The sequence below is a fragment of the Planctomycetota bacterium genome, assembly GCA_016207825.1.
Lineage (GTDB): Bacteria > Planctomycetota > MHYJ01 > JACQXL01 > JACQZI01 > JACQZI01.
The window spans coordinates 1-21,425 of the sequence record JACQZI010000034.1 but is presented as its reverse complement, the minus strand read 5'-3'; the positions used below and the strand labels follow the sequence as shown (position 1 = coordinate 21,425).

The window sequence follows — 21,425 nt, the reverse complement described above, 5'->3', positions numbered from 1 at the left end:
CTTTTACCTGGATAGCTCCGCCTAATGTATAAGTCGTATTGATACTGCCGGTCTTTAAATTGTAATATGATTCAGCCGGTATAGCCTGTCCTGTGCCGTCAAATATGATCGTGCCGGCATCTTCATTAAGCGTGGTTGGTGTAAAGGTACCGGCTATTCGCAATGTGCCGGTTGTATTATTAAAATCTATTGTTCCTCCTGTAAGATTGCCGTTTATATCCAGCAGTCCCGCACCGAGGGTGGTTGTGCCTCCGGTATTGGTATAATTAACCGCATTGTTATACGTCCCGATTCCGATATCTACCTGGCTTGCGTTTATCGTGTTGCCGGTAACATTTATGGTAGAAGCCAGGTCCATCTTGACCGTGCCGCTGTTGGAGATGGCGCCGATGGTATGCACTCTTGCCGAGCCGTCATCTCCGTCGAATATCCCGCTGGATACATTCAAGGTGCCGTTTATTGCCAGATTCCCTCCGGCTGTGGCGGTTTGCCCGCTTTTGAGAATCCTGATATTATTATACGTGTATGATGGTATGGTTTGTCCGGATAATGTATTATCAAAAATAATAGTCCCGTTAGAAGCCATTAAGTCTGTCGGAGCAAAGCTTGCTCCGGAAAAATAGAGTAAGGAACTGCCTCCGTTAATGAATCTTAAAGAGCCTCCTGTAAAATCACCTTCTAAGTCAAGCGTCCCGGCAGCGGCTGCCTCACCGATATAGATTATTCCTCCGTTGGTGATGTTGCCGCTTACCGCCACGGTCTTATTGGCCGTGCCGAATTGGCCGGTTACCACCAGGTTATTGGTTATACTGCAATCGGTCGAGGCGGAAATCACACTGCCTGCATTTATATGCAATGCATAGAAATCGCTTGTTCCGGTTGTGGTAATATAATTGCCGTCTCCGCTTAAGATTACCTTGGATTGGCCCAGGTTAAAACTACCCGTACGCACCCAGTTGCCACCTGCAGTAATGGAAGCTGACGATCCGGTCACGTCAAGCGTGCCGGTTGAGGTTACATTTACACCGCCGGTTGCTGTCACATCAGGGTCGTCCGTGGAATTTGCCGTCATATCCAGAATACCGCTGCCAACGGACCCGTCGCCTATCCGTAATAAGCCGGTTATGCTGATTGAGGAGGTATTCAGCTTTAGCTTGCCGTTATCTATATAGCAATAACCGCCTATTGTGTGCTTGTTTCCGCCGACAAACCCGCTCCCGAAATCAAGCGTTCCATTGGATATCGTTAAATTATTTGATACAGTTAATTTTCCTTGTGCAATTACCGAAACCGCCACGCCGGTGTTGGTAATTATGAGATTATTAAACGTTTCGCCCGATACATTTTGCTGGACCGTACCGTTAAACTGGACTGTCCCGGCGCCTTCCGTGAAATTATCTTCGCTGCCGTTATCAATCCAGTGCCTGGCGACATACAGCGCAAACCCGCCCGAATTAATAATTCCATTTTCATTAAAAGTAATATCATTCTTTACCGTGGTATTGTTCGGTAGGGTATAAGTCGTATCCGCACTCGGCGCGCCGACTTTCAGGTCATACCAGGTTTCATTGGGTATGGTTGCCGAAGTTCCGTAGAAATAAACCGTGCCGGTATCTTCTGTTAAATTATCTCCGGCATCCGAATCGTTCCATTGTCCGGTAATTACCAATTGATATGAATTCAATTTAATAATGCCGTGCGGTGATGCCAACCCCGAATTAATATTGGTGGTGGTAATCGGCATATTCAATTCGGCAATAGTAGTGGGTGTTATTTGGATATCATTAAGCGTCAAAGAAGGCGGAGTAACCGTACTTCTTATTTTCTGGTTAATGCCGCCGCCGAATATCACGGTTGAAGTCCCGCCGTTGACGACGCCATCTATTATAAAATCGCCTTCTAACCTGACTGTAGCATTATTCAGATTAAGCGTTGCGCCTTCTTTTACCCAGATATTACCTTTAACAATAAGGGTGCCGCCTGTTTGATTAAGAGTCAGTGTTGACCCGGCATCAACAATCAAATGGCGGTTAATCAACCTGTCTGCGCTATAAGCATAAGTGGTGGAAATATTGTAGCCATCGGATTGGCTTCCAATTTGCAGGTCGTAATATGTTTCTAAAGGCACATTAGTCGTTCCCATCCAGACAAACTTAGAATTACCTGCATCAAACCGATTAAGATTGGTCGCCCAGACCGATGCCTTTAATGTTGCAGGATTGGTATTATTTCCGCCATACAGCATTGCCGTGGCATTGATGAAATAGGAAGCGGAAGTCCCGCTTATGGCAACCGTAGCGCCATCCACAAGCGTATATGAAGTACCGGCAGTGTCAATAGAAAGCTTGCGGAATCCGGTCTCGGTTGATATGGTTTTACCCACGCCTCTGAGATAAATAATACCGCCGGTTGATTGTTGGTCTAATATTCCTCCCTGGTTATCCCAGTTTCCCTGTACATACAGTAAACAAGTAGCAAAATCCTTCATCGTAATCCCGCTTCCCGGTTCCATGATAACATCACCGCTGACGGTAAGGTCATCACCGCCATCATCATCTATAAATACCGTATTACTATTTTTAATAACTAAGTTTCTTATTGTATAACTCGCAGTCCTAACACGAGGGTTATAACCATTAGGCAAAACTCGGTTAATAATAGCTGTTTCATCCGTAGTATCGGCTCTCAAAGCACCGTCCCAATTGGCAGTATTCGTCCAAATGTCGGTCGCACCGCCGTTCCATATGCGGTTGGCAATCCAGTTGATTGTACCCGATACCTGGTCCTCATAGGTAGATACCCCGCGCGTTCCGCCGGCATTAGTCATATTAATGGTTGGCGTTCCATTATCGGTCCTGACATTATATGTGCAGGTATCGTCAAAGGAACAACCATCAAATATATAGGTACCGGAAGCAATCCGGAACTGCAAGCCACGATAAGTTCCGCTCACCCCACCCATGATATTCTGATAATCTACATTATTCAGATTACTGCAAACAGCACCTGGTTCTAAGAGTAATGCCGAGAATATAGTAGTTACGCTGTCATAAGTATAAGCCGAATCTATAACCAATCCGTTTACATTAATTATCCCGCTTGCCTTCACAGCAAAACAATAAAAGGGACCCGGCGTAATCGGATTATAAGCTTGAATCAGAGGCTTAGCGCCGTTAGACCAAAGCGTTTGAAATGTCCCGTTAACCGTAATATCAGGCCTATTGGCTTCTACCGTGTAATTTACTGTGCCTGAATCGCCGTGTAACTTCAAAGTCGGAGCAGCCGTGCCTGTAGAAGACATTATAAACTGGCCGTTAATGCTTAAATCACCAAAAACAGATGAATTGCCAATTACTAAATTACTTATTCCCATTTCCAATTTTGCCCCGCCGGCAATCGTGACATTGTCTGCTACACCATGATTCAGCGCGGTTCCGATATCCAGTTTCACCTGACCGTCAGTGATATTAAGATTATTATTTACCGTAATATTGCCTTCAAAGGTGACGTAATCTGAAGAATGTGAATTAGCGATATTAAGCGTATAAAAAGAGGAATTAGTTTTAATAGCTTGGGCTGCTGAGGCATTTAAGCTAACAGTTGAGCCGTCATAAGTAAAAGATCCGTTAACCAGCCAGTTGCCGCCGCAATTAATAATGTCATTAGTCGCATCCAGTGTTGTTCCGGTTCCGATATTAATATTTCCTAAATTGGTATTGCCGGCATTATCACTGGTAGAAATAGTTATTGTCTGGGTCGTGGCTCCGCCTGATTGCTGGACTAATTTTAATGATGTACCGGTATTTAGTAATTTAAGATTATTAAACGAAATCGTTCCCGCAGGACGAATCAGTTCCTGTGCCGCGGCGCCGTTAAAGATTATTGTAGAAAGTCCGGCAGAGAATGTGCCGGTAACCGTAAAGTTACCTCCGATTTTGATATCTATCGCGCTCTGGTCTGTAGCATTAACCGTGGCGCCGCCAGCAATAGAGACATTTCCTAATACTTCAGTCGTCCCGTTTATCTTCTTGGATTCGCTTCCTGAGAATTCCAGGTGCCTAAATTGTCCGCCCGTAATATTCTGTTCCTGACCACCGGAATTCCCCTGAAACTTAATAGTACAATTGCCGGGCGAAAAAGTTCCGTAATTATTCCAGTTGCCTTCAACGCGGACATCAGTCGTGGTCGCAATAAAGTTAACGCCTCCAAGAATAGTGCAATCGTTATAGATAATAATGGGCTCGAAAACCATTTGCAATCCCGAAGTATTGGAAAGTTGCAAGTTATAATAAGTCGTGGCTACCACGCCCTGTCCTGAAGACCCTGCGTAATCCACAGTAGACGTTCCGGGGTCAAACAGGCAATTAGTATAATCATTGATTGTCCATGTGCCGTAGATGGTAAATATCCATGAGCCGTTAACCGACAATACGGTTGTAGGAACTGCGCTAATCGGCGACTGTAACGTAATATTTTTTACTGACGCATTGGCTGATATAACAGGCCATTTATCAGGATTGCTGTCCGGATTGGACGGAATAGTTATTGAATCAGAACCACCCGGCGCTTCAGTTGGCGAACCGTCTTCTAATTTCCAGTTACCGTCAACATTCCAGGCATCACTCACTAATCCGGTCCAGACCTTGTTGATAGGCCATTGGATGGAGCCCGGGTCAGGGTCATCACCCGGACTGGATGAATCATCTCTCATGTCATAGGTTTCTGCATTAGTGCCGCCCTTATTCCCAGAAGACATTGACTGGATAATCGTACTGCCGGTTGAACCACGATTTAGATAAACATTAACATCTGCGTTTGCATCTACCGCTCCATCGTCATATTTGTGCTTATTAAACTCAAGGGACAATTGAGGAGATGAGGCATTACGGAAAACTCTTAAATATGTATCACGCGTACCGGAACCCTGAATGTCATCAAAGGTAACCTGGTCAAAATAAGTATCTCCCGCGCTATAAATATCAGCCGTGGTCAGGATGGTAACGCCGTGATTTGCACCCGGGTCAGTAAACGTCCCGGCTGAGCCTATGGATTTTATCTGCAAGCCATTCACCCGCGTTTTGCCTGCTATTTTTATATAATAGAAATTAGTTCCCGGGTTAGTGGAAGTAACTAACGGTATCAAACCACTTTGCGCCGATTCCAGAATCCCGTCCGGTGTTTTTACTTCCAGAACCGTTCCATTACCCATCTGCAAAGTAACACCACCCAACATAGAAATTATGGAATCATCCGTTCCGGAAGCATTGCCGACTGTTATATTGCCTTGCGAAACCACCGTATCAGCAGTTGAGCCTAAATTAAGAATGCCGGCTAAAATATTTGTAGTGCCGTTAATGGTTAAATCGGTACCTCCCAAACCAAAAGCGAGTTCCACAGTCTTAGCATTTGCGTCACCTGTTGTTTTATTTATCTCAAGATTATTTATGGTAAGCGAAGTCGAACCGTTCAGGGTCTGTTTAACCGTACCGTTTAAAAGGAGTTTAGAATTGCCTGCAGTAAAACTACCGTCCAATTGGAAATTGCCCTTGAGTTCAATATTATAAGGCGTAGCCGGTGAGCCGGCATCAAGAGACTTTGTGCTGTTTATCTTGAGATGCTTATTTATAGTAAAGGTTTTGTCCGAATTCGCGCCGTCAAGCGAACAAGTTCCGTCAACGGTCAGCGAATAGAAATCCTCGTGTGCATTTCCGCCGGATTGTTCGGGAATCTGACCGCCTTTCCAAATAACTTCGCTTGTCCCGGCATTGAATGCTCCACTATCAGTCCAGGTACTTATGGTGAATACAGTCGCAGTTCCGGCGTTAAAAGTTCCGGCGGTAATATTGAAATTACCGGTTACTACTATGGACTTACCGTATTCTATTTTGGTCAAAGTGCCGGATGAAGTAAGACTATTAAAAGTAAGTGAACCGGCATTGCTCGGGGACTTAAGAATTTCACAATCGGCGCCATTAAATATAATGGTGGAAGTGCCGGAAGAAAAAGCGCCGTCTTGAATCCAATCTCCGCCGATAGTATGTGTTAATACGTTGCCGCCGTTAAAAGTGCCGGATTTAATATAAAAATCACTCCCTATATTTAACGCCCCGTTAGGGGTAACATTACCCGATCCCGAAGGGTCAACTATCAATTTATAAAAACCGTTTGCCAATGCAGGCAGTTGTTCCTGGGTATCATCCTTCTGCCAGATAAAAGTTCCGTTTCGCGGTTGCCACGTTCCGCCAATAGTAAGCATACATCCTGAAGGAATGGTTAGTGTTGCATTAGGACCGCCTGTTGGCGAACCGTTAAGTACCGCATTTGCTTTGATTTCCAAGGTATTAGTTGCCTTAATATCAGCGCCGCTCTGCAAGGTAATGGTTTTGGCATTAGTCCCATCGCCAAAACGAACGATATTAAACTGGGTTGTGCCGGTAATCGCAGAAGAACTTGTTCCGATTAATTGCACCTCAGCACTACTTGCATTGAATGAACCGTTATTTACCCAGTTGCCGTATCCATAGATGTTATAAGTGGAGGCTGCTAAACTACCATTTTCAGTAATAGTTAGATGATTATATACATATTGATTTGTTCCAGCGACAGAAAAAGTACCATCTATCTGGAGGTTATAAAACTCATAAGGCAGTACCGCATCGCTCTCATAAGGGATATTACCCGTGCCTTTTAAGATGACCGTGCTGGTGTCTTTATAGAATTTACCAGTGGTTGTTCCCCAGCTATCATAGGTAATCAGGGTAGTATTGTTACCGGCATAGAGGTATCCACCATTCAGTTGGAATCCTAAACCACCTGTCCCCGTAACTTCAAGGGTAACTCCATCGCTGAGTCTTGCGTATGCCGGAATCCTCAGGAACTTAAAGGACTTGCCTGTACCGGCGCAATTAGTTTTGACTAAGGCCGGGGCAACCGGACCATCTCCAGGACCTTGTAAGACCACGTCACCTTCCGTATTTGTTAAGGTGCCGTAATTCTCATAACTTACCCGAATATTGAACTGACTGCCTCCGTTGGTAATCTTTAGTTCACCACCCTCTTCTATCACCACCGGACCATAACACGTAAGGTCAAGCCCGTTTAACTGGATATTAGCACCGGTATTGATAGTAAGTGCCTTACAATTCTGATTCGCCCCTACGGTCGTGGAATCAATCAAAGGATAATTACCCGAGCCTACTTGAGGGATGATTAAACTATAGGCATTCGTAGGGGCAATCGCGGGCGACCAATTATTGGGGTCATCAAAGTCCCGACTCAGACCTTGCCAGGTCAGGATATACCGGGCATCGCACAATAAATCGTTCAGGTCATCATTGTACCAGAAGATACGTTTTATATCTGCACTCATTAGATTAGTTCTTACGTACTTGTGGTCGTCTGAAGTATAACTTACCAGGGTTTCAGGTCCCCAGGTGTTGCCACCATCAGTTGACTTCCTGGAAAAGACCTGGTTGTAGTTTTCAGCCCAACCTCTTACATATATGGCGTACAAATCGCCGTTACTCAGGTCACGGAACATCTTGACATCAAGACACCCATTCGTATCAGTCAGTATATCCGTTAAGACGGCCCAGGTGTGGGTGCTATCCGTGAATTTATATGCCTTCAGGTCACCGGACGCATTATTGGGTGAATTATTGGCGGACAGATAAATATCATTGGAAGAAGTATTCCGGATACAGGTGGCACCAAAGCAGGCATTATAGGTCGCATTCTCGGTCCAGGTATCTAAGACCGTGGCACTTGCCGACCAGGTATCCGTATCTTCTTCCCAGACAAACCAGAGGCCTTGACTCGCCGTCATATCATTATAGATACACAGGACATCGCCACCAGCTAAGGGCAAAAGCTGGCAGTGGTCATCGTCATCATCAAAGAGAAAACCAGGTGTAATATTTACCCATGCATCACCACCATTTACAGACCTTGAGACTCCCCGGTGCGCGGCAGTACTAGAAAAACAGGCAATATACAAGTAGCCTTCGGTTGATTTGCAAATAGTTGGTCCGCCATCTGCCAGTGCATAAGAAGCTCCTAATCTTACGGCAATGGCGCCAGCCGGGCGAAGTGTATCGGTTGCGGTATCTAAATAATGGTACCAGGTGTCATCGGTTCCTGTTTCTGAAGCCGCAATATGTATTCGGGTGCCGGCATTATCATTAGGCGTCCAACGGTCATACCAAACTGCAATATTCCCTGAGGTTTTAGCCGCCATGAATGTTACGGCCGCCGCCCATGTTTTCCCACCGTCAGTTGTCTTACGATAAACAAAATTACCGCCCGTAACATTAAACACATAACCGGTAGTGGCATTAATGAATACTGCGCACGGTGAAGGATTATATTCAAAAGTCGCATCTGTAAGTCCGGCATCAATCGTCACTTCCGCCTGGAGCGGATTGAGATTAATTACAAACTGAAAGGCAAAAACTAAAACAATAGCGAAGAAATATCTTTTAAACTGTTTCATATATAAAAATCAGATTATATCATACATTCTTAACTAAGTCAATCCTGTTTTCATTATTTATCCATCAATATCCGCTTAAGAATAATCTGTCTCAAACGGACCGCAGAGATACTGACATTCCAGTTCGACTTGGCCCAGCGGGATATCTTCCGGAAACTCCATGGCTTTTTACCCGCTTTCCCATCTTGTACCGGACGACGGCCGCTTATTCCTAAAAGTTTATCAATCTGCTCAGGAGTTAATTTGCCCGGCTGAACCCGTCCGGCCAGTCCTGCCGGACCGAATTTCCGGTAGCCCAAAAGCCAGCGATAGACCGAAGCCTCACACGCACCTAATGTCCGGGCTATCTCTGAGGGCATTTTACCCGCATCCGAAAGCATAACCGCCTGCACACGACGTAACGAAGACAAGCTCTGTTTTGCAACCAGCACGCCTATAAAAGCATTCAGTTCCTCACGTTGCTTCCGCTCCAATCTGATAAACCGACACTTTTTAGCCATAAAGTAAACCCTATTTGCGAGTTATCGCTTTAAACTGCCCTAAAACACCATATAACGCGTATTTATCGTCATCAATCTCTTCTAAACTCAATATAGCGCATATTTACACCCAGAAATCAATATAATGCATATTTTTGTAAAGTCTACATTAGGGGGACTTTTTCGACCCCATTTTCGGCTATATCATTTTGTTCTATAATATGTTATAACTTTTAGAAAAATACAACGTAGGGGGGGCGATACGCCCCTGTCCGTTACCCCCCGGCAGTAAAGCCGTGAGTTCCCTGGTATTAAGCCGTGAGCCCCCTGGTATTAAGCCGTTACCCCCCGGTCGTAAGACCGTAACCCCCTGGTAGTAAGACCGTTAGTCCCTGGTAGTAAATCCGTAACCCCCCGGTAGTAAAGCCGTTACCCCTTGGTAGTAAATCCGTTAGCCCCTGGTAGTAAAGCCGTTACCCCTTAGTAGTAAAGCCGTTACCCCCCGGCAGTAAAACCGTAAGTCCCCTGGTATTTGACCGTAACCCCCCGGTAGTAAAGCCGTGAGATTCCCTGTATCAAATCGTAAATTTTCGGATAAGTCTACTCCAATAATATTCGTATTCATTCGTATCGTGTGTTTCGTATTAATCTTTTTGCCTATCTATGTTCCGCATGCAATTAACAAGAGGATTAAGTGTCATACGTGTTATGCTCCGCAGTGTACTATTTTTACTAATCACTTTTGCAATCGGCGGGCTTATCTTATAATAAGCATCAACCAAATATTTTCCAGCCGGATTCGTTAATAAGTATTTATCCCGGAATCGCCGTAATACAACAACCTCTTTTGCCATGGGCGTGCCGAAAGCCGCCGTGGCAATGAAGCAGTTTAAACTACCATTAGATTTTTTATCGCTGGTTGCGGGATTGCCGCTTGAGCCGGAAATAACCGTGCTTGTTACATTGGTCGTGGCAAAATAGATATCCGTATCGCCTAAGCTTTTCCGGCTATCGGACCATACCGCGTAGATATATCCAGAGCTGTCCACGGTTAACGATGGGGCAGTTTGGGTGCTGGTGGAAGTGCCGGTATCATCTATCCTTACATTGGTGGTGAAATTGGGGGTGGCGGTAATGCTCTGCGCAAAGTAGATGTCACCCGCGTCAGGCGGGCCGTTTCTATTATCCTGCCAGGTAATGTAAATATTTATCGAATCGGTTATAATAACCGGGGCTTGTTGAGAGGAGGTGCTGATTCCTGTGTTATCTACCCGCAGGTCGGCGCTGAAAGTTGTTCCGGTATCCGTGCTTGACGAGAAATAAATGTCCAAGTTTCCGTTTCTATTATCCTGCCAGGCGAGATAGATATTGCTGTTTGAATCGACCGCGATTTTCGGGAATCCGCTTGATGAACTGACACTATTCACCTTTTTATCAACCCCGAAACTTGCGCCGCCGTTGTTGCTCGTATCAAAGTAAATATCAGGGCTTCCGTTTCTTTCGTCTTTCCAGGAAATATAGATGTTGTCGTTGTCGTCAACCGCCAGGCTGACGTTATCCGGAGTGATTGAACCGGCATCGTCTATTTTAATGTTTGCCGAAAAGCTCGTCCCGCCATTAGTGCTTTTGGTAAAATATATGTGCTTGGCGCCCTCGCGCTCATCAATCCAGGCGGCATAGATGCTGTTACTGCCCTGGTGGATTCCGATAACCGGAGTTGATTGTGTTGCGGTGGAAACGCCTGTATCATCCACCCTTGTATTCGCCGTAAAGGTTATTCCGCCATTAGCGCTTTGCGCAAAATATATATCCGGGTTGCCGTTCCTTTCGTCCTGCCAGGCGATGAGGATATTCCCATTGCTGTCAAGCGCCATTGACGGCTTGGAGGCTGACGCGTTATTGTCATTTACCTTGATATTCGCGCCGAAGGTCGCGCCACTATCCGTGCTTTTGGAGAAATATATGTCCGGATGCCCGTTTCTTTCATCAGTCCATGAGGCATAAATATTTCCGTTCTCGTCTATGGCTATTGACGGGCTTGATTGTGTAATAACATTATTTCCCGTATCGTCAACGCGGATATTATCCCCGAAAGTCTGCGCAAAGAGTGGTTGCGCTGATAACATAATCAACAATATAATAATGGAAAGTGGCATTTTATTGCCCATATAATTATTAATAGACTTTTCCCAGGCTGAACATCATCATGAAATCAGACGAGTCGCCGTTTAAACCCCAGCCGAATCCGGTATCTATTATATACTGTCTTTCATCTTGTCCTTGCGGGAGTTTGTATCTGAATCCGCATTGCACAGTAATCGGGTTCCGTGTGAGCGTTTTTATTTCCCGGAAGGCGTTGCCATGGCCCTGGAGCTGTCCGCTAAGCGCAGTATTTTCCGAGACGAGCCAGCTTATTCCTGCAGAGTAAAAAAGCGGATTGGCGATATCCAAATCCTGCGAAAACGCCGTTGCCTTTCCGGTGAAAGTGCAACCCAACTGGAAATGGGCAAAAGTAGCTTCATCAATCTTATCTGTTTCCAAGTAAGCAATTGAAACGTCATTGCCGCCTGAAGAAAGCAGGTCTTCTTCATTTCCGAACGGTTTCTTGAATTGGATGGATAATGCGCTTGTATAAGGGATTTCCTCATCGGCGCCCAATGATTCCCAGAGCTTGTGCTTTATTCCCAGGACAAGGTTGCTTAAACCCAAGCCCCTGTCTCCGCTTAAGTATCCGGCATTGCCGTCCAAAAGCAGAAGTTCTCTCTTTCCTTCCGCCAGTATTCCGCCGGTCAAATCGAGCCTGAGTTCCATCGATTTCGAAAGACCGACACGGTAATCAATAAAACCGTTTTTCAATGATGCGTTATAATCCATAAGCCAGCTGTCCTTATCGTTTTTGAAGGCAAATCTGGTGTATTCCACGCCTGTTTGGAAAACTTTTGTCCCTTCGTTTATCCTTTCCGCACTTTCCAAGGGTGGAATTAAGATGAGCGAATGCAGCAAATTATTGTTGCTCATCCTTAAAGGAGCTTTTAGGCACGTATCAATGTCACCGTTCGATACCTCATCATCTGCATTCAAGAGCATGCTCGCAGGGAGAAGCGTAATAAATAATAATAGCTTTAACGTGTTTTTCATATAAGCGTCATACATTAATCTCCATATCATATAAAACCAGTATAGTCAAGTCAAATTTTTGGTAAATAATTGACAGTATTTTATAATGTACTATAATCCATGCCACCTATGTCGCAATACGCCTTAAAATCCAAACGGCTTGGCAAACTAATGCGCGATGCGCGCCACATCGTTCTTGGACTGGATTTTGACGGCACTTTGACTCCTATTATCAAAGATCCGGGGAAAGCACATCTTGGTAAAGACGTTAAAGAATTGTTGAAAATGATTAGTCGTAACCGCCGGATAACTCTTGCCGTCATTTCCGGCAGGGCATTAAGCGATGTTATACATCGTGTCGGTTTAAGAAATATTTTTTACAGCGGTAACCACGGTTTTGAAGTGTATGCGCCTGCTCGCGGAATTATAATTCGGTACGGTCACCTGGCGTATGAAAATATGGTAAAGATAGGGCGTGTATTGGCTAAAGAACTTCTTAAGATTCCCAAAATAATAATAGAACAAAAGGGCATCACTTCTTCGGTTCATTATCGGGCGGTTAATGAAAAGTTCATTCCTGAAATACTGGAAATAACCCGGAATGTCCGGCGGAAAATAGACCCATCCGTAAGATTGACTTACGGCAAAAAAGTGGTGGAGATAAGGCCTTCGATAAACGCTATTAACAAAGGCGAAGCATTCAGGTTTATTGCAAATAGTGTAAAAGCCGGGGGCAAACTGCTTGTTTATATCGGTGATGATAAAACCGATGAAGACGCTTTCAATCTTTTAAAGAGGCGCGGCGTAGGCATCTATGTCGGGAGCAAACTTCACAACACTTCAGCCCATTTTTATCTTAAGGATACCAATGATGTCAAGGTGTTCTTGGCATCATTACTGTAACAGGCATGATTTAACAGTCTTATTTGTTTGGAGTAAGGTTTATTCCTGCTATTAATCCTTCAGTTTATCTTTTAGTTCCTGGAGTTTTGCAAGCGCTTCCAGGGGCGTGAGGTTATCCAGGTCAAGTTCTTTAATCATCTTTATGACCGGTGATGGCTTTGATTGGAATAAAGCAAGCTGGAACGGGTCGGTCGGGGTAATTTTCTTAGCATCGATCGGCGCAAATCTTGGCTGGTCTTTTTCGTTTAATGTCTGTGCCTCAAGATTGGTCAGTATCAAACGGGCGCGTTCGACTACGGATTTTGGCAGGCCCGCCAGCCGCGCGACTTGAATCCCGTAGCTTTTATCCGTCCCGCCTGCGGCTATTTTATGTAAGAAGACGATTTCCTCTCCGTTCTTGGTTTTCCATTCCTTTACCTCGACGTGATAGTTCTTAACCGCCGGTAGAAGCAGGGCGAGTTCGGTTAGCTCGTGGTAATGCGTGGCAAAGAGCGTGCGGCTGCCTAAATGGTCGTGGATATATTCGGTAATCGCCCAGGCAATGCTTACTCCGTCAAAGGTGCTCGTTCCACGTCCGACCTCATCAAGGATAATCAGGCTTTGCTTTGTGGCGTTATTCAGGATGTGGGAAGTCTCGTTCATTTCCACCATAAAGGTGCTGGCTCCTTTTGCCAATTCATCCGAAGCTCCTACCCGGGTGAATATTCGATCGACGATTCCTATTTCCGCCTCGCGCGCCGGCACGAAACTGCCCATTTGTGCCATTAAGGCGATTAACGCGACCTGCCTGATATAGGTCGATTTTCCCGCCATGTTCGGCCCGGTTATGAGAAGTATCCGGTTTTTCTCGTTATCCAGGAGCGTGTCATTCGGGATAAATTTAACCTGCGCCACTTTTTCGATTACCGGATGACGCCCTTCGATTATTTTTATGCCTGTTTCATCTGTCAGAGTCGGCTTACAATAATTATTTTCCTGTGCAATCTGGGCGAAAGATAATAAAACATCCAGTTCGGCAATGGCAGAGGCAACCTTTTGGAGAGCAGTGATATATTTGCTGACCTTATCCCGTATTGCTTTAAAGAGTTCGTATTCCATCTTATTAGCCCGTTCGTCCGCGTGCAGAACCTGCGTTTCATAATCCTTGAGCTGCGGAGTGATGTAGCGCTCGGCGTTTTTCAGGGTCTGCTTCCTGATGTAATCTGCCGGGATTTTGTCCTTATGCGGATTGGTTATCTCGATATAATAGCCGAAGATGTTATTGAATCCAACCTTTAGAGATGAAATACCGGTCCTTTTTATTTCATCAGACTGGAAACGCGCAATCCACTGTTTGCCTTCGCGCGAGGTGGAACGGATTTTATCAAGCTCCGCGTCAAATCCGGTTTTTATTATCCTGCCTTCGGTTATGGCAAGCGGTGGATCGTCAACGATGGCTTTATTGATGAAATCAGTTAACTCCGGCAACGGGTCGAGTCCTTCAATGATGTTTCTTAATAGCGGGGGGTTTTCGGTTTCGGCAGCCAACTGCTTTTTTACTGCAGGCAGTGATAATAGCGTGGTTTTTAATCCCACCATATCACGTGGGTTCGCCTTGCCTGTGCCGAGCCTGCCGACGATTCTTTCAATGTCATTGATGTTTTTCAGTTCCTTCTGGATTATCCGCCTCTTTTGAGGTGATAAAAGGAACCATTCTACTACGGAGAGGCGCTGGTTTATCGGTTCGATATTCCTCAATGGGCGTAAAATCCATTCCTTAAGAAGCCTCGCGCCCATGCCGGTGGTAGTTTTATTCATGATTGCTAGGAGCGAATTATTTTCTTCACCCCGCATTGTCCTGACCAGCTCCAGGGAAGATTGCGTAGAGCGGTCAATCATCAGGTGATTTGTCCTGATAAAAGGTTCAAGGCGCGTAATATGTTTTAATCCGGAGGTAGCCAGCGAGCTTTCCACGGAAGACGGTTCTGCCTGGGTGCGATGCAGGTATTCGATAATGGCTCCTGCCGCGCCGATTCCGGCGGTGTAATCCTCGCACCCGAAACCGCCCAAACCGGCGGTGCCGAAATGATTGGTCAGTGACTTATACGCGCTGTCATGGTCGAATGCCCATCCCGGAAAAGAGGTAAGCGAACCCGAAAGACTGGTTTTCGAGCGGTCGATTATTTTCGGGAACTCACTCACCGAATTTTCCGGCACCAGGTATTCGGAAGGGTTTAGCCGGTTAAGCTCAGTAAGTATTTCTTGAAGTGTGCCTTCAGCTACTTTAAAGACACCGGTAGAAACATCCACCCATGACAACCCTGTTTTATTTTTCGTTATATTAAGTGCTGCCAGGAAATTATTATCCTGTGTTTCAAGGAGGCTGTCTTCGACCAGCGTGCCGGGCGTGATAACGCGGATGACATCCCGCTCGACCAATTTACCGGAAGCGTTATCCGCCTCTTCCAGTTGTTCGCAGACGGCGATTTTATAACCGGCTTTAAGGAGCTTTCTGATATATGGGGTGGCTGAGTGGTAAGGGATGCCGGCCATCGGAACGGATTTATCACCTTTATAGCGAGAAGTGAGCGTTATTTCCAGTATTTTGCTGGCGGTTTTGGCGTCATCATAAAACATCTCGTAAAAATCGCCCAGGCGGAAAAACACGATTTCTTCGGGGTATCGTTTTTTGACCTTTTGGTATTGCTCCATCAAAGGTATGCTGGACATAATTCAGAGTGTTTCTTTTCAGGCAGCCTGCCCGATTCCTTTATCCTTATCCGAAAGCTCTTCTTCGGTCTGGAAAATATTATGGCTTTGTTCCACCCAGCCGAGTTCATGGAATAGCGAGCCGATTCCAAACCCGATTGCCGCGTAGAAAATTGAATTGACGAGGAATGTAATAATATATGGCGCAACCACGGTTAGGTCTTCCGCCTGCCCGACGGCTTTGGTTATGACTACGCCGAGGAATTCAAATATGTAAAGGATGAAGTTGCCGCCTGAAGAGGAAAATATTCGTTCTTCCCATGACCAGGCAAGTATCGTCGCAAACAAAGCGGTGTGCGCCGCCAGGAAAATCAGGGCGGTGCGTATGGGATAATTTACCGGTTGGGCTTGCTCCTGCGATTCCTCTTTCATATTTTGCTCTACAGTGATAAAAGTCTAAAAGGGAATATCTTCGGATTCTTCCTCATCCAGCATAGGTTCGGATGGTGGTTCGGGTTGCTCGCCCTGATGGCTCGCGGCTCTTTCTGCTGAGCGGTCGCCGGCCGGGCCGCTGCTTAAAAACTTTACGCCCAGCCCAACGACTTCAAGCTTGGAGCGTTTTTCACCTTCTTTTGATGTCCACTGGCTCATTTTTAGTTTGCCTTCCACCAAGACCGGTCTGCCCTTTTTCAGGTATTCGGCGCAGGTTTCGGCCTGTTTGCGCCAGATGGTGATGGGGATAAACGTGACAGTTTCTTTCTTTTCGCCTGAGGGTGTTTTATAAACTTCGTTTACCGCGATTCGAAATGAACAAACCGGCGTGCCGCTTTGGGTGTATCGCAATTCAGGGTCGGCGGTCAGGTTTCCCATCAGCAATACTCGATTATAACTCGGCATTGTTCCCTCCTTAGTTTTTTTATCTGTTCATATTCCTGGGCGCCATGGGTGGAAGTTCCTTAAGGGGTTCCAGCGGTTTGGCGAGGATTTTTGTCGCTTCCTTGCCTTCTTTGGCAAGTATCAGCGTTCTAAGTATGATTTCCGAAAGTTTGAAATCGTCTTTTATTTTAGTGATGCTTTCCGGTGGCGCCTCAAAATAGGTAAGGATATAAGTCCCGCGGTTGCGCCTTTTAATCGGGTAAGTGAGTTTCCTTTCGGCCCACTTGGTGGATTGGAGGATTTTTCCGCCGTGTTTGCCGATAAGCTCGGTAACATGCTTCATTACTTCTTCCCATTCGGTCGATGCTTTTGCCGGGTCAGCCAGGAACATGCCTTCGTAAATTGCCATAAGATTAAAGCTCCTTTTAGTTATATTTATTCATGCTTTTATCTATTCCGTTTGCGACCCATTCGCAAACGGCTTCTGTCGCCCGTTCGATTGCCGGGATTATTTCAGCCAGTTCGGCTTTCCTGAAATTCATAAGGACAAATTCCGCCGCATCCATGTTTCCCGGCAGTCCCACGCCGATTCTCAGGCGCGCAAATTCATCCGTGCCGAGTGCGGCGATGATGGATTCCAGCCCTTTGTGGCCTCCGCTTGAACCACCCCGGCGTATCCGGAGTTTCCCCGGCGGCAACTGGAAATCGTCGCAGATAACCAAAAGCTCATCAGGCTTCGCGCCTGTTTTGGTGACCAGTGCCGAAACCGCAATGCCTGAATTATTCATGAAAGTCAGCGGTTTTACCAGCATTATCTGGTTCCCTTCGATGGTTCCTTTGCCCGCCTCGTAATTTCTGCTTGATTTTCTAAGATCGATATCTTTCGCTTCAGTCAGGCTGTCTATTACCTTGAATCCCAAATTGTGCCTGGTATGTTTATATTTCAGTCCGGGGTTACCAAGCCCAACGATGATTTTCATTTCTTTTCTTCTTTAGCCGGCTTCTTTTCTTCCTTTACGGCAGCCTTTTTATCATCGGTTCCTTTTTTGCCTTCTTCGCCTTCTTCAGTTTCTTCCTTCTTCGCGGTGATTACTTCCGGTTCGGTTGTGGAGATTTCACCTGCAGGTGCGGCGACTTCTTCTTCCTTAGGCTGGTGCACTCCGGCCACCACGATTTCCGCATCGGTTACCGTGCTGACGCCCTGGGGCAGTTTCATTTCCTTTACCCTGACCAAGTCTCCCATGTCAAGCCCGGCGACATCCACCTCGATTGAATCCGGGATATTATTCGGCAGGCACTTGATGGTGAGTTGCCTGAGGTTTTGTTCCAGAAGCCCACCGGCCAGTATTCCTTTGGGCTGTCCTTTCAAGATGATTTCCACTTCCATGGTCAGCATTTCATCCATGGCTATGCGGCTGAAATCGATGTGAATCGGTGCTTCGCTTATCGGGTCAACCTGTACTTCCTTGACAAATACTTTTTCGGTTTTATCCGGGAATGCCAGGTCTATCAGGCGCACACCCTTGTGGAGCATTTCTGATAATTCCTTGGCATTGATTACCAGTTGTTCCTCTGGTTCTTTACGACCATAGACGATTCCGGGAACAAGCCCTTTTTTGCGCAAATGGCGGCAAATGGTCGAACCTTTTTCCTTGCGGGATTCTGCTTTAATTTTAACCCATTCCATACTTCAAGCTCCTATATTTATACGGATACCAAAACACACGAATATAGGATTAATTTGCCGTCTGGTCAAGAAAAAAGAACACGAATGGCACAAATGGTTCTTATAGCACGAATAATAAAGTCGTATTATTCGTCGTATTCGTGATAGTATTTTACCGATTTTTTAAATAAACAGCGAGCTTACCGATTCACTGTAATGTATCCGCCGTATTGCTTCGGCGAGCATCCCGGAAACGGAAAGTATCCTAATCTGGTCGGTCAGCGTTTTCGGGTTGTGGTAAATAGTATCGGATAAAACCACCTCGTTGAAGCGTGCTTTCTGCAGTTTTTGCAAAGAACCCTCGGTCAAAACCGCGTGGGTGGCGCAGACGTAAATATTCTTGGCGCCTTTTGAACGCATTATTTCCGCGGCGTTGCTGATTGTGGTGGCGGTGGAAATCATATCGTCTACCATCAAAATATTCTTGCCTTTGATATCTCCGATAATCTGCATTGCTTCGGTTTGGCGCGGCCCTATTCTGCGCTTGTCCACAATCGCCAGGTCGGCTGCGAGATGCTTGGCGTAAGCGCGCGCCAGTTTTACGCCGCCCACGTCAGGAGCGACAACGATTAATTTGGGTATCCTCAAATGCTTGATGTATTCTATCATGACGGGGGATGAGAACAAGTGGTCCACGGGAATATCAAAGAATCCCTGTATTTGAGCGGCGTGCAAATCTATGGTCAGCACTCTATCCGCCCCGGCGGTTGTAATCAGGTTGGCGACCAGCTTGGCGGTTATCGGGACGCGCCCTTCGGCTTTACGGTCCTGGCGGGCGTAACCGAAATAAGGTATCACCGCGGTTATCCGCTCGACCGAGGCGCGTTTCAGGCAGTCTATAAAAATCAATAATTCCATAAGATGCGAATCAGCCGGTGCGGAGGTGGACTGGATTATAAAGACATCCGACCCGCGCACGTCGTCAATAACCTTAAGGTCTATTTCCCCGTCCGGAAATGGCCGTATTTCCGCTTTGCCCAATGGGATGCTTAATTTGGCGCAGACTTTCTCGGCCAGTTCCGTGCTGGCGCGCCCGGCAAAGACCTGCATTTTATCTCGAGGCATCATATATTACTCCTTATTAATTTGTTTTATTATAAGTTCGGCGGTTTCCAGCGCCCTCAAACCGTCTTCTCCAGTGACGACGACCGGCCTGCCTTCTTGGATAGACCCGATAAACGCACCAAGCTCGCTTTCAATCTGGTCCGTTTTTTCTATTACCGGATTCTTTATCTCCAAAAACTTCTGCAACATCAAAGATTGATAATCCTTTATTGCGTTCAAGTCAATATTTTGAAGTATTTTTTTAGGGCTGGGCGCTTGGGGGGATTTCCTGTAAACCTGGGCGTTCTTGGAAGCGAAGTCGATCGAGGCATAGGCATCTTTGGAAAATATCCGCATCTTGCGCATGGACTTGTCGGAAACGCGGGAAGCCGTCAAATTCGCCACGCAGCCGTTCGGGAAGACCAAACGGGCGTTGGCAATATCGACCTTCCTGGAAAAAACCGGGACGCCCGTTGCGAATATCTTAACCGGCTTCTGGTTGTTTAATGAACAGACGATATCAATATCATGAATCATCAAGTCCCTTACCACATCGATATCGAGCGACCGGAAAGAAAGGGGAGACAGGCGATGGCTTTCTATAAAGCGAGGTGAAGTGATATCCTCCCGGACCGCTTTCAATGCCGGATTAAATCTTTCAATATGGCCCACCTGCAGTTTCACACGGTATTGTTTGGCGAGCTTAATAAGACTCTTTGCCTGGTTGATTGTCGTGGTAATCGGCTTTTCGATAAAGACATGGATTCCGCGCGTGATGAAATCTTTGGCAATTTTATAATGGGTGATTGTCGGTGTGGCAATGACTGTTGCGGAAATTGCGCCAAAGAGTTTCTTGTAATCCGTGTAATACGGCACGTTGAGTTCAAGGCCTTTTTCCCGGGCGGTTTTCGGATTAGTATCTACCACGGCGGCAAGCCTGGTGCCGGCAAGTGAACGACATATCCGCGCGTGGTGTTTGCCGAGATGTCCAACCCCGATAACGGCAAGCGTGGTTATAGCAACATCGCATTTATCATTAACTGATTCGGTTGATTCAGTTATATTCATCATGTTCTATTATAGATTTAAATATTTTCCAGTCAATAAAATCAGGGGATTCTGCTGATTTCAATACGGAAAGCCGGGCGCGGATAAGGGCACGTAAATTCTCAATCGGTTTAATCAATTTATTTCCTTGTTAGAAATACAAAAAAGTATTGACATTATTGGTAAAAGACGATATAATAGCAACTAATGTTTTAGAAGCGGATATGCCCTTACCGCACTATGCAATAAAATCGTCCTGCGAGTTGAACTTCCGAGAAATCTGGAAATAAACGCTAAGCGAGGCGATAATAATTTATTTAAGGGCAGTAAGAAAGGGAGACTATGGGTAAGAAACTGTATGTAGGCGGATTGTCCTACGACACCACCGAGGAAACCCTGAAGCAGACGTTTGCCCAGGCAGGCGCCGTGGAAAGCGCAAAAATCATCATGGACCGCGATAGCGGGCGCTCCAAGGGCTTCGGCTTTGTGGAAATGACCACAAACGAAGAAGCGGCCAAGGCAATCGAACTCTTTAACGGCAAGGAACTTGATGGTCGCAGCCTGACAGTCAACGAAGCCAGGCCGATGGTTCCGCGGGATAACAAATTCGGCGGCGGCGGGAATCGCAGAGACCGCTATTAATCCCGGATTGAATTGATTCCGCCGGAAGGCGGGACAGTTTACTAATAAAAGGCAGGAAACGGAAGAAACATTCGTTCCTGCCTTTTTTATTTATTTCTCCTCAACCTCCGGCAAATAAACCATATTCAGCCGATGGGGAATTTCATTTATGGGTTAGGGATGGTTAGATTTGCCATGCCCGTTCACCTTTGTAAAAAATTAGATAGGGCGTTTCTATTTATGTGTTTATAGTAGTGGTGTAGGATTGCATCATGCACAAGTTCTTGTGCACGATGCACAAGAACTTGTGCATAAAATAGGGCCGTTTTTGCCGGATTTTCACCGAAACTAAAACTACTTGTAAATCCAACTCCAATTAATACAACCGGTTATCGAACAGCTAGCAACTATTATCCAAAAACTGCAAAAGTTG

At 45.9% G+C, this 21,425-nt stretch carries 14 protein-coding genes; 2 read left to right on the top strand and 12 right to left on the bottom strand.

From position 1 onward, the window contains the following. From HY811_11290 to HY811_11275, 4 genes are all read right to left on the bottom strand, one after another. Positions 1-8,491: hypothetical protein (locus tag HY811_11290; GenBank protein MBI4835383.1), on the bottom strand; the 8,491-nt coding region annotated here is incomplete at its 3' end. Between the two features lie 53 nt (positions 8,492-8,544). Then, entirely contained in the window at positions 8,545-8,991 is a 447-nt protein-coding gene (locus HY811_11285) for a helix-turn-helix domain-containing protein (GenBank protein ID MBI4835382.1), read from the bottom strand. A 623-nt stretch (positions 8,992-9,614) separates the two neighbouring features. Continuing rightward, entirely contained in the window at positions 9,615-11,096 is a 1,482-nt protein-coding gene (locus HY811_11280; GenBank protein MBI4835381.1) for a hypothetical protein, read from the bottom strand. Between the two features lie 49 nt (positions 11,097-11,145). Then, on the bottom strand, positions 11,146-12,108 hold the full coding sequence (locus tag HY811_11275; GenBank protein ID MBI4835380.1) for a hypothetical protein: 963 nt from the start codon (positions 12,106-12,108) through the stop codon (positions 11,146-11,148). A gap of 99 nt (positions 12,109-12,207) precedes the next feature. On the opposite strand from HY811_11275, the gene otsB reads away from it, so the two are divergent. Next, positions 12,208-12,990 (top strand): trehalose-phosphatase, encoded by a 783-nt coding sequence (gene otsB / locus HY811_11270; GenBank protein MBI4835379.1) that lies wholly within the window; start codon positions 12,208-12,210, stop codon positions 12,988-12,990. A 51-nt stretch (positions 12,991-13,041) separates the two neighbouring features. Here the strand turns inward: otsB and mutS are convergent, their stop codons facing one another. From mutS to HY811_11230, 8 genes are all read right to left on the bottom strand, one after another. Next, a complete protein-coding gene (gene mutS / locus HY811_11265) occupies positions 13,042-15,699 on the bottom strand; it encodes a DNA mismatch repair protein MutS (GenBank protein MBI4835378.1) in 2,658 nt (885 codons plus the stop codon). 18 nt (positions 15,700-15,717) lie between these two features. Beyond that, positions 15,718-16,110 (bottom strand): hypothetical protein, encoded by a 393-nt coding sequence (locus tag HY811_11260; GenBank protein MBI4835377.1) that lies wholly within the window; start codon positions 16,108-16,110, stop codon positions 15,718-15,720. 24 nt (positions 16,111-16,134) lie between these two features. After that, entirely contained in the window at positions 16,135-16,575 is a 441-nt protein-coding gene (gene ssb / locus HY811_11255) for a single-stranded DNA-binding protein (GenBank protein MBI4835376.1), read from the bottom strand. Positions 16,576-16,594: 19 nt separating this feature from the next. Beyond that, positions 16,595-16,963: a 30S ribosomal protein S6 gene (gene rpsF, locus HY811_11250; protein ID MBI4835375.1), complete on the bottom strand. Its 369-nt coding sequence runs from the start codon at positions 16,961-16,963 to the stop codon at positions 16,595-16,597. A gap of 16 nt (positions 16,964-16,979) precedes the next feature. Continuing rightward, positions 16,980-17,534, bottom strand: a complete 555-nt coding sequence (locus tag HY811_11245; protein ID MBI4835374.1) for an aminoacyl-tRNA hydrolase — start codon at positions 17,532-17,534, stop codon at positions 16,980-16,982. After that, a complete protein-coding gene (locus HY811_11240; GenBank protein MBI4835373.1) occupies positions 17,531-18,241 on the bottom strand; it encodes a 50S ribosomal protein L25 in 711 nt (236 codons plus the stop codon). Before HY811_11240 ends, HY811_11245 begins: the two co-directional genes overlap by 4 nt. Before the next feature lie 162 nt (positions 18,242-18,403). After that, on the bottom strand, positions 18,404-19,345 hold the full coding sequence (locus HY811_11235; GenBank protein MBI4835372.1) for a ribose-phosphate pyrophosphokinase: 942 nt from the start codon (positions 19,343-19,345) through the stop codon (positions 18,404-18,406). A gap of 6 nt (positions 19,346-19,351) precedes the next feature. Then, positions 19,352-20,395 (bottom strand): Gfo/Idh/MocA family oxidoreductase, encoded by a 1,044-nt coding sequence (locus tag HY811_11230; protein ID MBI4835371.1) that lies wholly within the window; start codon positions 20,393-20,395, stop codon positions 19,352-19,354. A 318-nt stretch (positions 20,396-20,713) separates the two neighbouring features. Between HY811_11230 and HY811_11225 the strand changes: the two genes are divergently transcribed. Continuing rightward, a complete protein-coding gene (locus HY811_11225; GenBank protein MBI4835370.1) occupies positions 20,714-21,013 on the top strand; it encodes an RNA-binding protein in 300 nt (99 codons plus the stop codon). Positions 21,014-21,425 lie beyond the last annotated feature (412 nt).